This is a genomic window from Streptomyces sp. NBC_00597, from assembly GCF_041431095.1.
In the GTDB taxonomy this organism is placed as follows: Bacteria; Actinomycetota; Actinomycetes; order Streptomycetales; family Streptomycetaceae; genus Streptomyces.
The window spans coordinates 5,111,835-5,124,890 of the sequence record NZ_CP107757.1; the positions used below are offsets into that span (position 1 = coordinate 5,111,835).

Here is a 13,056-nt window from a genome sequence, read left to right on the forward strand (position 1 = left end):
CCCCTGACGGGTGCCCGTGGCCGTGACGGGCGTCCGGGCCGTGACGGCGTGACGTTTCAGCGGGGCGTCTTGGTGCCGTGCACGGCCGTGTACTCGTCCGCGAGCCACGGTCCGAGGTCCTCCAGGTACCCGTGCAGCACGACCGGGTCCTCGGCCGGTTCCAGTGCCACCGCTGCCGCGGCCCGCATCTGTGCGGCGCGCTCCGGGTAGTACCGCCCGAAGACCTCCGCGGACTCGGCGAGATCGCTGGTCCAGCCGCCCCACCGGGGCATCACGAGGGTGAACCCGGTGCGTACCAGGTGCCGCGCGACGTGACGGCTGAGCCTGCGGTAGTCGGCGGGGGTCGACGCGGCCCGCGCCCTCGCCCGCCACCGGGGCAGCACGGCGGTCAGATCGCCGTTGGTCTCACGGGCGAGCAGGCTGTCCGGGCGGTAGCGCGGAAGGTGCTCGGCCAGGTCCGCGCCGAGCAGCGGGGTGCACAGGCAGGCGAGGAACCAGCCCAGGTCGTAGCGTTCCTGCACGCTCAGCAGCCGGCCCTTGCCGTGGAGCAGGATGCCGACGCCGTCGACCTCGGCGAAGTCCTGGTCGAGCCCGCGCGCCAGCACCTCGGCGGTGTCCCTGTCCTCGTCGCCGGGATCGTGGTGCAGGGCGAGGAGCAGGTCGAGGTCCGACCGCCCCGGCCGGGCGGTCCCGCGCGGCACGGACCCGTACAGGTAGGCGCTGTGCAGCCGCTGCCCGTAGGCCGCGCCGATGCGCTCGCGCGCTGCGGCGACGACCGGCGCGAAGCTGCGCTGCACCCGGCCGAGTGACCCCTCGCGCTCGAAGCACCCGTACGCGTCCAGCCCTCTGCGCTCCATGGCCACACTCTCCAGCCGGCTGCCGGGGCCGGGCCCGCCGCGGGCGGAACGCACGGAGGGGCCCCGCCCGGTCGGGCGGAACCCCTCCATGCGGTGCGAAACCGCGGTCAGCGCGAGCGCTTCGCCAGGCGTTCCACGTCCAGCAGGATGACCGCGCGCGCCTCCAGGCGCAGCCAGCCGCGGCCCGCGAAGTCCGCGAGGGCCTTGTTGACCGTCTCGCGGGAGGCGCCGACCAGCTGGGCCAGCTCCTCCTGCGTCAGGTCGTGCACGACGTGGATGCCTTCCTCGGACTGCACGCCGAAGCGGCGCGAGAGGTCCAGGAGGGCGCGGGCGACGCGGCCCGGGACGTCGGAGAAGACCAGGTCGGACATCTGGTCGTTGGTCTTGCGCAGGCGCCGGGCGACCGCGCGCAGCAGTGCGGTCGCGACCTCAGGCCGGGCGTTGAGCCAGGGCTGGAGGTCGCCGTGGCCGAGGCCCAGCAGCTTGACCTCGGTCAGGGCGGTAGCGGTGGCGGTGCGCGGGCCGGGATCGAACAGCGACAGCTCGCCGATCAGCTCGCCGGGGCCGAGGACGGCCAGCATGTTCTCGCGGCCGTCGGGGGAGGTGCGGTGCAGCTTCACCTTGCCCTCGGTCACGACATACAGCCGGTCGCCGGGGTCGCCCTCGTGGAACAGGGCGTCACCGCGTGCGAGGGTCACCTCGCCCATGGAGGCGCGGAGCTCCGCGGCCTGCTCGTCATCGAGCGCCGCGAAGAGCGGGGCGCGCCGCAGAACGTCGTCCACGAGTCTCTCTCCTATGTCGACCAGCTCAGGGGACCGTGCTCCCCATTTTGCCGGACGGCTCAAACAGTGCGATCAATCACAAGGATGCCGGACGGACGGGCGTGCTGTGCGGCGAGAGGCCAATCGGAGTGGTGTTACCTGAGGTCCAGACGGGTGTCAGCGCCCGGCCTTAGGCTGGCCGGGTGTCCAATAAGCCGGTGAGAGCACAGGCCAAGGGGTCCGCAGGAGTGACGGGCGGACTCGATTCAGCTGTGGGCGAACAAGCCCCCGAGAAGACGTCCGGAAAGCCCCGGAGGGCCCTGCCGAGCCCCCAGGGCAAAGCTTCGGCCAAGAAAACGGAATCACGGCTGGGCATGGTGCGACGGGCCCGCCGCATCAACCGGGAGCTGGCCGAGATTTACCCCTACGCCCACCCCGAGCTCGACTTCCGGAACCCCTTCGAGCTGCTGGTCGCCACGGTCCTCTCCGCCCAGACCACCGACCTGCGCGTGAACCAGACGACCCCGGCCCTGTTCGCCGCCTATCCGACCCCCGAGGACATGGCCGCGGCCGTGCCCGAGGAGCTGGAGGAGATCATCCGGCCGACCGGGTTCTTCCGGGCAAAGGCGCGCTCGCTGATGGGCCTCTCCCAGGCCCTGCGGGACGATTTCGGCGGCGAGGTGCCGGGCCGGATCGAGGACCTGGTGACGCTGCCCGGAGTCGGCCGGAAAACGGCCAACGTGGTGCTCGGCAATGCGTTCGGCGTCCCGGGGATCACCGTGGACACCCACTTCGGCCGGCTGGTGCGCCGCTGGAAGTGGACCGATCAGGAGGACCCGGAGAAGGTCGAGGCGGAGATCTGCGCGATCTTCCCGAAGAGCGAGTGGACGATGCTCTCGCACCGGGTCGTCTTCCACGGCCGCCGGATCTGCCACGCCCGCAAGCCCGCCTGCGGCGCCTGCCCGATCGCCCCGCTGTGCCCGGCGTACGGGGAGGGCGAAACGGACCCGGAGAAGGCGAAGAAGCTGCTGAAGTACGAGAAGGGCGGCCAGCCCGGCCAGCGGCTGAGCCCGCCGCCGGACTACCCGGGCCTCCCGGCCCAACCGGCGGGCGGAGGCCAGGCGGTCTCCTGAGCGCGGTACGGGCCGCCGCACGGCGACCCGCGGAGGAACGAATCCGGCCCGGGGGTGCGTTGTCCCCGTATCGGGACGGCGATGGCGTCGGCGACGGCGAGGAGCAGGGGTGCCTATGACGCGCGGAACGCGGGACGAGAGCGGCGTGGCCCAGGCGGCCGCGCCGCCGCAGCAGGGCGAGGCGCGGGGCAACCCGTACGCGGACCAGGGGGGTCCGCGGGTGAGCAGCCAGGGGCTGCCGCAGTGGCTCGGTCCCGTCGTGGAAGCCGTGCGGACGGTCCGACCGACCCAGCTCAGCCGCTTCCTGCCCCCCGAGGACGGTCGCGGCCGCCAGTCCGCCGTGCTGATCCTGTTCGGCGAGGGCCCCCGCGGCCCCGAGCTGCTGCTCATGGAGCGCGCCGGAAGCCTGCGCTCACACCCCGGCCAGCCCTCGTTCCCCGGCGGCGCCCTCGATCCGGAGGACGGCGATCCACACACCACCGGCCCGCTGCGCGCGGCTCTGCGCGAGGCCGAGGAGGAGACCGGCCTCGACCCCGCCGGCGTGCAGCTGTTCGGCGTGCTGCCGCGGCTCTACATCCCGGTCAGCGAGTTCGTCGTGACCCCGGTGCTCGGCTGGTGGCGCGATCCCAGCCCTGTCGGCGCCGTGGATCCGGCCGAGACCGCCCGCGTCTTCACGGTTCCCGTGGCCGATCTCACGGACCCCGATCATCGCGTCACGGCCGTCCACCCGAGCGGCCACTTGGGCCCCGCTTTCACCGTCGAATCGGCTCTGGTCTGGGGTTTTACCGCTGGAGTGATCGACCGGCTGCTGCATTTCGCCGGGTGGGAGCGCCCATGGGACCGGTCCAGGCAGGTCCCGCTCGACTGGCGCGCATGAGACGGTGACCCTCGTGAACGTGCTGGACATCCTGTTGCTGGTCGCCGCCGTGTGGTTCGCGATCGTCGGCTACCGCCAGGGGTTCGTCGTCGGCATCCTGTCGGTGATCGGCTTCCTCGGCGGTGGTCTCCTTGCCGTGTCCCTGCTCCCCCTGGTCTGGGACCGGGTGACCGACAACGGCACCCAGGTGTCCACCACGGTCGTCGTGATCGCCGTGGTCGTGATCATCGTCTGTGCCTCGATCGGGCAGGCCTTCACCACCCACCTGGGCAACCGCTTGCGCCGCCACATCACGTGGTCGCCGGCGCGCGCGCTCGATGCGACGGGCGGGGCCCTGGTCAACGTCGTCGCGATGCTGCTGGTGGCCTGGCTGATCGGCTCGGCGCTCGCCGGGACGTCACTTCCCACGCTGGGCAAGGAAGTCCGCAATTCCAAGGTGCTGCTCGGCGTCTCGCGGGTGCTGCCGGCCCAGGCCAACACCTGGTTCTCGGACTTCAGCTCCACCCTTGCGCGCAGCGGCTTCCCGCAGGTCTTCAGCCCGTTCTCGAACGAGCCGATCACCGAGGTGAAGGCGCCCGACCCGGCGCTCGCCCGCAGCCCCGTCACCGTGGCGGCCAAGCACTCGATCGTGAAGGTCGTCGGTACCGCGCCGAGTTGCAGCAAGGTCCTGGAGGGCACCGGCTTCGTCTTCGCGCCAGGCAAGGTGATGACCAACGCGCATGTCGTCGGCGGGGTCGGCGAGCCCACCGTGCAGATCGGCGGCGAGGGCAAGCTGTACGACGGCAAGGTCGTGCTCTACGACTGGGAGCGCGACATCGCCGTCCTGGACGTGCCCAAGCTGAAGGCGCCCGCGCTGGAGTTCACCGACAAGGACGCGGTGAGCAGCAGTGACGCGATCGTCGCCGGCTTCCCGGAGAACGGCTCGTACGACGTCCGCGCGGCCCGCGTCCGCGGCCGGATCAACGCCAACGGCCCGGACATCTACCACCGCGGCACGGTCCGGCGCGATGTCTACTCGCTGTACGCGACCGTCCGCCAGGGCAACTCCGGCGGCCCGCTGCTCACGCCCGACGGCAAGGTGTACGGGGTCGTGTTCGCGAAGTCGCTCGACGACCCGAACACCGGGTACGCGCTGACGGCGGACGAGGTGCGCGACGACGTCAGGATCGGAAGGGTCTCCGACCGGCGGGTCGACAGCCAGGGCTGCGCCCTCTGACCCGTACGGGACGGGTTGCCCGTACGGGCAGCGCGGCCCGTACGGGACCGGGCGCGGTGCCGGCTACGTCCGTGGATGCCGCAGGCGGGCCGAGACCCAGCGGGCCCGCCTGCGCAGGATGCGTGGGATCCCGAGTCGGGGGTCGTGGCCGTCCCGGCCCGTCCTCCCGTGTGTGCCCGGCGTCGCTGCCGGGCGGCGTTCGCGTGCGGTGTCACCGTAGTCGTACGTCCAGCCCATACAACGAGCTGTGCCCGGGCCCCAAGGTCGGTAACCCCGTCCCGGGCGGCCAATTGGCCTATGCGCCGGGCAATTGAATGTTCGTAAGACAGTCGTAGCGGCAGTCGTACTGACAGTCGGTCAGATGGTCAGCGGTCCGGCTCCGGGTCCTTGAGCCAGTTCACCAACTCGGTCGAGAAGGCTGCGGGGTCCTCCTCGTGCGGGAAGTGCCCGAGACCGTCGAACAGCCGCCACCGGTACGGGGCTTCGACGTACTGGCCGGAGCCGGCAGCACTGCGGGTGCGCATCACCGGGTCGAGCGAGCCGTGCAGGTGCAGCGTCGGCACGCGCACCGGCCGCTTCATCCGGCGGTTGAACTGGAGCCCGTCCGGCCGGGCCATGGACCGCATCATCCAACGGTACGGCTCGATCGAGCAGTGCGCGGTGGACGGGATGCACATCGCCCGCCGGTACACGTCGAGGTCCGCCTCCTCGGGAGGCACGGGCCCGGACCAGTCCCGGATCAGCTCCGCCACGAGCGCCCCGTCGTCGGCGACGAGCTGCCGCTCGGGGATGAACGGCCGCTGGAAGCCCCAGATGTGCGAACTCGCCCGGGTCTGGCCGAAGTCGGACAGCATCGCCGAGCGCCAGCGCCGCGGGTGCGGCATCGAGGAGACCACGAGCCGGCGCACCAGCTTGGGCCGCATCACGGCCGCGGTCCAGGCGAGGTAGCCGCCCAGGTCGTGTCCCACGAGGGCGGCGTCCGGCTCGCCGAGGGACCGTACGACCCCGGTGATGTCGAGCGCCAGGTTCGCGGGGTCGTAGCCGCGCGGGGTGCGGTCGCTGCCGCCCACCCCGCGCAGGTCCATCGCGACCGCTCGGTACCCGGCGTCGGCGAGCGCGACCAGCTGGTGCCGCCACGTCCACCAGAACTGAGGGAAGCCGTGCAGCAGCAGCACCAGCGGCCCGTCGCCGAGCTCGGCGACGTGGAACCGGGCGCCGTTGGCGGCGACGTCCCGGTGGGTCACCGTTCTCCCGCCGGGCACGTCGATCCTGACCGCCGTCGCGGCGGTGGGCGGAGTGCTGGAATCCGCAGAGGGCGCTGTCATGAGGACGAGCGTGCCACACCCACGGCCTGGTCACTCACCGGCCGCGGATGCGGCTTGACGGTCGCGACGACCGCCGCGGTCTGCTTGACGGAGGCGATGGACTTCTCCGGCGGCTTGACCTTCTTGAACTTCGATACGGCGATCAGCGACAACAGGCCCGCGATCAGGAGGAACGCCACGCCGACGATGAGGAAGGACCAGGCGAGCCCGAGTCCGAGGTTGTGGATCCCGTACGCCGCGGCGAAGCTCAGCACGGGCAGGGAGAACAGTGCGAGCACCCCCGCGACGGAGATGGCGGCGCCGCCGACGCCCGCGCGCTTGACGTCCTGGCGGAGCTCCGCCTTGGCGAGGGCGATCTCGTCGTGCACCAGGGCGGACATCTCGGCGGTGGCCGAGGCGACCAGCTGGCCGAGTGTGCGCTCGGCTCCCTGCGCCCCTTGGTCCCCTGCACTCATCGCTCTCTCTCCCTCTGTCAACTGCCGTCGTCGTGGTCTCGTCTGCGCTCGACGCCGTGGCGGCGGCTGTCCTGCGCCCGTCACAGCGTCAGTTCAGATCATGCCGGACGGTCGCGCTCGGCGCTGGACCCGGCTGCCGCTTTGTGCGCGGCGGCCGCTGCGGTCTCGGCCCTGCGGCGGTGCTCCGCGGCCTTCTCCTCGTAGATCTTCGCCATCCGCAGGTGGTACTCCGGCTTGTCCTGCTCGTAGATGTCCGGGATGCCGTCGCGGTCCTCGTCGCGGTCCTCGTCCTCGGTCAGGGCCCGGTACTTGCGGTTGCGGAGCTTGAGCATGACGCTCGCGACGACGGCGGCGATGAGGGAGCCGATCAGGACGGCGGCCTTGACCTCGTCGGTGAGGGTCTGGTCGCCGGTGAAGGCGAGTTCGCCGATGAGGAGCGAGACGGTGAAGCCGATGCCGGCGAGGGAGGCCACGGCGAGCACGTCCGGCCAGGCCAGGTCTTCATTGAGTTCGGCCCTGGTGAAGCGGGCGGCCAGCCAGGTGCCGCCGAAGATGCCCACGGCCTTGCCGATGACCAGGCCGAGGAGGACGCCGAGGGTCTCGGGTCGGGTGAAGACCTGGGCGATGGCCTTGTCGGAGAGGGAGACCCCTGCGGAGAAGAGGGCGAAGAGCGGGACGGCGAGGCCGGCCGAGACGGGCCGGACGAGGTGTTCGATGTGTTCGCCGGGGGAGGTCTGCTCGCCTTCCTTGCGGGAGCAGCGGAGCATCAGGCCCATGGCGACACCGGCGATGGTGGCGTGGACGCCGCTGTTGTACATCAGGCCCCAGATGACCAGGGCGAGCGGGACGTAGACGTACCAGCCGTGGACGCCCTTGCGCATCAGGAACCAGAAGAGGACGAGGCCGGCGACCGCACCGCCGAGCGCCATGAAGTTGATCTCGCTGGTGAAGAACACCGCGATGATCATGATGGCGAAGAGGTCGTCGACGACGGCGAGGGTCAGCAGGAAGGCGCGCAGGGCGGACGGCAGGGAGGTGCCGATGACCGCGAGGACCGCGAGGGCGAAGGCGATGTCGGTGGCGGTCGGGACCGCCCAGCCGTTCATCGAGCCACCGCCGACCGTGTTGACCAGTACGTAGACCAGCGCGGGCATGGCCATGCCGCAGACGGCGGCGATCACCGGGAGGGCGGCCGCCTTGGGCTCGCGCAGATCGCCCGCGACGAGCTCGCGCTTGAGCTCGATGCCGGCGACGAAGAAGAAGACGGCGAGCAGGCCGTCGGCCGCCCAGTGCTGGATCGAGAGGTCCAGGCCGAGGGCGGCGGGGCCGAAGTGGAAGTCGCTGACCTGGGCGTAGCTGTCGGAGAAGGTGGGGATGTTCGCCCACAGTAGGGCGGCGATCGCGGCCACGAGCAGGAGCACGCCGCCGACGGTCTCGGCGCGCAGGGCGTCGGCCACGAAGCGCCGTTCGGGCAGGGAGAGCCTGCCGAGGAACTTGCGGCCGTGGCGGTCGGTGGGGCTGGGCGCGGCCACGAGGGGACACCTCCGGGGTGGGTTGGACGGCATGGCGAAGCTCGTTGCCGACCAGACTTCCCGGCGCACCCTGTGGACTTGCTTTCTTGACGCTTCGCATATTTTACAGGATCACGAACGGGCGAATCCGGCGATCTTCACTTTATGTGCGAAAGGGGCATCCGGCGCGATGCGTCGGATGCCCCTCCTCATGGTGTCGCCCGGGTCCTCGTTGGTGCTCAGTCCTCGCTGGAGGCGCTCGGCAGCTTGTTCTGGATCAGCTCCATGACCGAGGAGTCGGCCAGCGTCGTGACGTCGCCGACCGCGCGGTCCTCGGCGACATCGCGCAGCAGACGGCGCATGATCTTGCCCGAGCGGGTCTTCGGCAGCTCCTGGACCGGAACGATCCGCTTCGGCTTGGCGATCGGGCCCAGCGTGGCGCCCACGTGGTTGCGCAGCTCGCCGACCAGGGTGTCGGTCTCGGAGGCGCTGCCGCGCAGGATCACGAAGGCCACGATGGCCTGACCGGTGGTCTCGTCCTTGGCGCCGACCACCGCCGCCTCGGCGACCGCCGGGTGCGAGACCAGCGCCGACTCCACCTCGGTGGTCGAGATGTTGTGGCCGGAAACCAGCATCACGTCGTCCACCCGGCCCAGCAGCCAGATGTCGCCGTCCTCGTCCTTCTTGGCGCCGTCGCCCGCGAAGTACTTGCCCTCGAAGCGGGACCAGTAGGTGTCGACGAACCGCTGGTCGTCGCCCCAGATGGTGCGCAGCATCGACGGCCACGGCTCGGTCAGGACCAGGTAGCCGCCACCGCCGTTCGGGACCTCGTGGCCCTCGTCGTCCACGACCGTCGCGCCGATCCCGGGCAGCGCGCGCTGCGCCGAGCCCGGCTTGGCCTCGGTGACGCCGGGCAGCGGGGAGATCATCATGGCCCCGGTCTCGGTCTGCCACCAGGTGTCCACGATCGGGCAGCGGTCGCCGCCGATGTGCTTGCGGTACCAGATCCAGGCCTCGGGGTTGATCGGCTCGCCGACCGAGCCCAGCACGCGCAGGCTCGACAGGTCGAACTTCGCGGGGATGTCGTCGCCCCACTTCATGAACGTGCGGATCGCCGTGGGCGCGGTGTAGAGGATGGTGACGCCGTACTTCTGCACGACCTCCCAGAAGCGGCCCTGGTGCGGGGTGTCCGGCGTGCCCTCGTACATCACCTGGGTCGCGCCGTTGGCGAGCGGCCCGTAGACGATGTAGGAGTGCCCGGTCACCCAGCCGATGTCGGCGGTGCACCAGTAGACGTCGCTCTCCGGCTTGAGGTCGAAGACGGCGTGGTGGGTGTACGCGGCCTGCGTGAGGTAGCCGCCGGAAGTGTGCAGGATGCCCTTGGGCTTCCCGGTGGTTCCCGAGGTGTACAGGATGAACAGCGGGTGCTCGGCGTCGAAGGCCTGCGGGGTGTGCTCGGCGGACTGGCGTCCGACGACCTCGTGCCACCAGACGTCGCGGCCCTCGGTGAAGGCGGTGTCCTGGCCGGTGCGCTGCACGACGAGCACGTGCTCGACCTGCGGGCACTTGGCGACGGCCTCGTCAATGGCGGGCTTGAGGGCGCTGGGCTTGCCGCGGCGGTAGCCGCCGTCGGCGGTGATGACCAGCTTGGCGTCGGCGTCCTGGATGCGGGAGGCCACGGCATCGGCGGAGAAGCCGCCGAAGACCACCGAGTGCGCGGCGCCGACGCGGGCGCACGCGAGCATCGCGACGACGGCCTCGGGGATCATCGGCAGGTAGACCGCGACCCGGTCGCCGGCCTGGACGCCCAGCTCGGTCAGGGCGTTGGCGGCCTTGGAGACCTCGTCCTTGAGCTCGGCGTAGGTGATCGAGCGACTGTCGCCGGGCTCGCCCTCGAAGTGGATGGCGACGCGGTCGCCGTTGCCGGCCTCGACGTGCCGGTCCACGCAGTTGTACGCGACGTTCAGCTTGCCGTCCGCGAACCACTTGGCGAAGGGCGCGTTGGTCCAGTCGAGCGTCTCGGTCGGCTCGACGTCCCAGGTCAGGCGGCGGGCCTGGGTGGCCCAGAAGCCCAGCCGGTCCGCCTCGGCCTCGGTGTACGCAGCCTGTGTCACATTGGCGGCGGCGGCCAGATCGGCAGGCGGTGCGAACCGCCGCTCCTCCTTGAGCAGATTGGCCAGGCTTTCATTGCTCACGACATCTCCCTTTCCCAGGGTGTCCGTTGTGTCCCCGGGCATAGCTCATCAGTCGGCGGCCCCGGTGACAAGGGGTAGCCGAAAATTGGTTTAGACCTATAACGCGGCTGGGCCCACGCACAGAGTGGCCCCTCCCCGCAGCAGGATGCGGGAAGGGGCCACTCTGTGGCACGGATACCGGAGGGTATCGGTTCACTCCTGTCCATGATCCGGATCCGCCGGCGTCGGCGATTCGGTCATCATTCAGACATGTTGTCCGACGCTGTCGAAGACCCGGCAGTCGAAGAAGTCCTCGCCCTCGGACAGCAGGTACGCCTGGGCCTCACCCACGTGGAAGTACATCCCGTGCAGCTCCAGCGTGCCCTCGGCGAGCCGCCGGGCCACCGATTCGTGCGCCCGCAGGTGCTCCAGCTGCTGCACCACATTGGTCAGGCACAGCTGCTCCACGGCGTCCGCCGGGAGCCGGCCCGCGATCCGGGCCCAGGCGTGGTGCCGGCTGCCCATCCGCTCCAGGCTGGGCAGCCCGTGCCGGAGCCACCGGCGCAGCGGCGTCATCGGGGCCCCGGGCGTGGAGTTCAGCAGCGCCTGCATCGCTCCACAGCCCGAGTGCCCGCACACCGTGATGCTGTCCACCTTGAGCACGTCCACCGCGTACTCGATGGCCGCCGCGACCGAGTCGTCCGCGGCCTCGGCACCCGGCAGGGGGACCAGGTTGCCGACGTTGCGGACCGTGAACAGGTCGCCCGGACCGCTGGCCGTGATCATGCTGGTCACCAGGCGGGAGTCCGCGCAGGTCAGGAAGAGCTGCGAGGGCTGCTGCCCCTCCCGGGCCAGCCGGGCCAGTTCGTCCCGGACGTGCGGCGCGGTGTCCCGCTGGAAGGCGCTGATCCCGCTCGCCAATTGGCCGGCGCCCCGGCGGCGCCGCGGGGCCGGGGGCTCCACGGTCTCCATCGCGTCGAGGGCCGCGGCCGCGCCGGGGATCGTGGGCTCGGCCACCGGCCGGTGGTCGCAGTGGTTCATCCACGGCGTCCAGGGGCGGCAGCAGTGGTGCCCGCCGCGCGGGACCCGGTCACCGCGGTCGCCGCGGTCCGCCGCGCCCATCCGGGTGGTGGAGCGGCCGGTGACCTCCAGTGAGCCGCCGTGCACCAGGTGCGCGTCCTGCCAGTCCTGCAGCGTCTCGTACGCCGCGTGGTCCATGAACGAGCCGTCCAGCTCCACCACCACGCGCCCGCCGGGCGGGATCTGGTTGAGCACCCGGCTCAGCCGCGGCACCGCGAGGAAGGTCAACTGCCCGCGAGCCCACACCCGGTGGACCCCGTCGCACACCTCCACCGTGATCCGGGTCCGGGCCAGCCGGTGCAGGGCGATCGCGACGGCCACCGCAATGCCGATGGCGACCCCCAGCAGGACCCCGCCGAGCACCACCGCCGTGATCGTCGTCACGTAGACCGCGATCTCGCGGTGCCGGGTGACGGTACGCAGGTGCGTGGCGCTCACCATCCGCACGCCCAGTGCCATCACCAGCGCGGCCAGCGCCGCGAGCGGGATCAGGTCGAGGACCGGGACGAGCAGCCCGGCCGCGAGCAGGATCCACAGCCCGTGCAGCATGACCGACCGGCGACTGACGGCACCGGACTTGACATTGGCCACGCTGCGGACCGCCCCGCCCGCGACGGGCAGCCCGCCGAGCGCTCCGGAGAGGATGTTCGCAGCGCCCTGTCCGCGCAGTTCGCGGTTGAGGTCGGCGCGCGGCGGACGGTTGCCCGTACGCCGCTGGGAGGCGATCAGCTTGTCGGTGGCCACCGCGGACAGCAGGGATTCCACGCTGCCGACCAGCGTGACCGTCAGGACGGCCGCGATGATGCCGAGGACGGGGCCCTCGGGGAACCCCGGCAGCGCGTGGCTGCGCCAGGACGGCAGGTCCACCCGTGGCACGCTGAGCCCCGTCAGCGCGGCGAACGCCGTAGCCGTGGCGACGGCGGCCAGCGCGGCCGGCACCTTGCGCAGGGCGAGCCCCGCCCGTCCGGGCAGCCGCGGCCAGCCGAGCAGTACGGCCAGGGTCAGGGCGCTGACACCGAGTGCGGCCGGGTGCAGATCGGCCAACTGGGCGGGCAGCCCCTTGACGTTGGCGACGGCGGAGCTCTGCGGAGTGCCGCCGAGGACGATGTGCAGCTGGGCCAGGGCGATCGTCACGCCGACGCCCGCGAGCATGCCGTGCACGATGGCCGGACTGACCATGAGCGCCGAGCGGGCGGTGCGCAGCGCGGCCAGCGCGAGCTGGCAGCAGCCGGCGAGCACGGTGATGGCGCAGGTGGTGCGCCACCCGTAGCGCTGGATCAACTCGGCAGTGACGACGGTGAGTCCGGTCGCCGGCCCGCTCACCTGGAGGGGGGTTCCGCCCAGGCGCCCGGCCACGATCCCGCCGACGGCCGCGGCGACCAGGCCCGCCTGGAGCGGGGCACCGGTGGCCAGGGCGATGCCGAGGGAGAGCGGCAGGGCGATCAGGAAGACGGTCAGGGAGGCGGAGAGGTCGGCGTGCAGATCGGCGCGGTGCCCCTTGCGGGGCGAGCTGCCGGGCCGGCTGCCGGCGGTGCCGTCGGCCGTGGTGCCGGGCGCGCTGGCGGGCTCGTCGAGGTCCTTGACGAGGGGCGTGGGGGAAGTGGCTGTCATGGGTCCCGTCTCCTCTGCGGAGGGATGAAGCGGCGGGAGTCTCAACACTCAGTCTC

10 protein-coding genes are annotated in these 13,056 nt (G+C 71.6%); 3 read left to right on the forward strand and 7 right to left on the reverse strand.

Annotated elements, in window-relative coordinates:
- Window positions 1-56: 56 nt before the first annotated feature.
- Together OG974_RS23205 and OG974_RS23210 are read right to left on the reverse strand one after the other, a co-directional pair.
- Complete coding sequence (locus OG974_RS23205) at window positions 57-857, reverse strand: nucleotidyltransferase domain-containing protein (RefSeq protein ID WP_327284592.1); 801 nt, start codon at window positions 855-857, stop codon at window positions 57-59.
- Window positions 858-964: 107 nt separating this feature from the next.
- Window positions 965-1,639 (reverse strand): Crp/Fnr family transcriptional regulator, encoded by a 675-nt coding sequence (locus OG974_RS23210; RefSeq protein ID WP_003981529.1) that lies wholly within the window; start codon window positions 1,637-1,639, stop codon window positions 965-967.
- A gap of 353 nt (window positions 1,640-1,992) precedes the next feature.
- Here OG974_RS23210 and nth point away from each other — a divergent pair, with 353 nt between their 5' ends.
- The 3 genes from nth (at window position 1,993) to OG974_RS23225 (ending at window position 4,844) form a co-directional block, all read left to right on the forward strand.
- The gene (nth, locus tag OG974_RS23215; protein WP_371644310.1) at window positions 1,993-2,751 is read left to right on the forward strand and encodes an endonuclease III; all 759 of its coding nucleotides are present in this window, start codon (window positions 1,993-1,995) and stop codon (window positions 2,749-2,751) included.
- Window positions 2,752-2,866: 115 nt separating this feature from the next.
- Window positions 2,867-3,628, forward strand: coding sequence for a CoA pyrophosphatase (locus OG974_RS23220; protein ID WP_327284593.1), 762 nt, complete (start codon window positions 2,867-2,869; stop codon window positions 3,626-3,628).
- Window positions 3,629-3,641: 13 nt separating this feature from the next.
- Window positions 3,642-4,844 carry a MarP family serine protease gene (locus OG974_RS23225; protein WP_327284594.1) on the forward strand — a complete coding sequence of 401 codons (1,203 nt, stop codon included), beginning with the start codon at window positions 3,642-3,644 and terminating at the stop codon, window positions 4,842-4,844.
- Window positions 4,845-5,209: 365 nt separating this feature from the next.
- On the opposite strand, the gene OG974_RS23230 is transcribed toward OG974_RS23225, so the two are convergent.
- The 5 genes from OG974_RS23230 to OG974_RS23250 form a co-directional block, all read right to left on the reverse strand.
- Window positions 5,210-6,169 (reverse strand): alpha/beta hydrolase, encoded by a 960-nt coding sequence (locus OG974_RS23230; RefSeq protein ID WP_327284595.1) that lies wholly within the window; start codon window positions 6,167-6,169, stop codon window positions 5,210-5,212.
- Window positions 6,166-6,624, reverse strand: a complete 459-nt coding sequence (locus OG974_RS23235; RefSeq protein ID WP_327284596.1) for a phage holin family protein — start codon at window positions 6,622-6,624, stop codon at window positions 6,166-6,168. Before OG974_RS23235 ends, OG974_RS23230 begins: the two co-directional genes overlap by 4 nt.
- Window positions 6,625-6,722: 98 nt before the next feature.
- Window positions 6,723-8,156, reverse strand: a complete 1,434-nt coding sequence (nhaA, locus tag OG974_RS23240; RefSeq protein WP_328763304.1) for a Na+/H+ antiporter NhaA — start codon at window positions 8,154-8,156, stop codon at window positions 6,723-6,725.
- Window positions 8,157-8,374: 218 nt separating this feature from the next.
- On the reverse strand, window positions 8,375-10,372 hold the full coding sequence (gene acs, locus OG974_RS23245; RefSeq protein ID WP_371644313.1) for an acetate--CoA ligase: 1,998 nt from the start codon (window positions 10,370-10,372) through the stop codon (window positions 8,375-8,377).
- 201 nt (window positions 10,373-10,573) lie between these two features.
- Window positions 10,574-13,000, reverse strand: a complete 2,427-nt coding sequence (locus tag OG974_RS23250) for a SulP family inorganic anion transporter (RefSeq protein WP_371644315.1) — start codon at window positions 12,998-13,000, stop codon at window positions 10,574-10,576.
- Between the last annotated feature and the right edge of the window lie 56 nt (window positions 13,001-13,056).

What these genes read in the sequence shown, in the direction of transcription:
- OG974_RS23205 (WP_327284592.1), bottom strand. Translation starts at nt 857, where the DNA reads ATGGAGCGCAGAGGGCTGGACGCGTACGGGTGCTTCGAGCGCGAGGGG.
- nth (WP_371644310.1), top strand. Translation starts at nt 1,993, where the DNA reads ATGGTGCGACGGGCCCGCCGCATCAACCGGGAGCTGGCCGAGATTTAC.
- OG974_RS23220 (WP_327284593.1), top strand. Translation starts at nt 2,867, where the DNA reads ATGACGCGCGGAACGCGGGACGAGAGCGGCGTGGCCCAGGCGGCCGCG.
- OG974_RS23230 (WP_327284595.1), bottom strand. Translation starts at nt 6,169, where the DNA reads ATGACAGCGCCCTCTGCGGATTCCAGCACTCCGCCCACCGCCGCGACG.
- OG974_RS23235 (WP_327284596.1), bottom strand. Translation starts at nt 6,624, where the DNA reads ATGAGTGCAGGGGACCAAGGGGCGCAGGGAGCCGAGCGCACACTCGGC.
- acs (WP_371644313.1), bottom strand. Translation starts at nt 10,372, where the DNA reads ATGCCCGGGGACACAACGGACACCCTGGGAAAGGGAGATGTCGTGAGC.
- OG974_RS23250 (WP_371644315.1), bottom strand. Translation starts at nt 13,000, where the DNA reads ATGACAGCCACTTCCCCCACGCCCCTCGTCAAGGACCTCGACGAGCCC.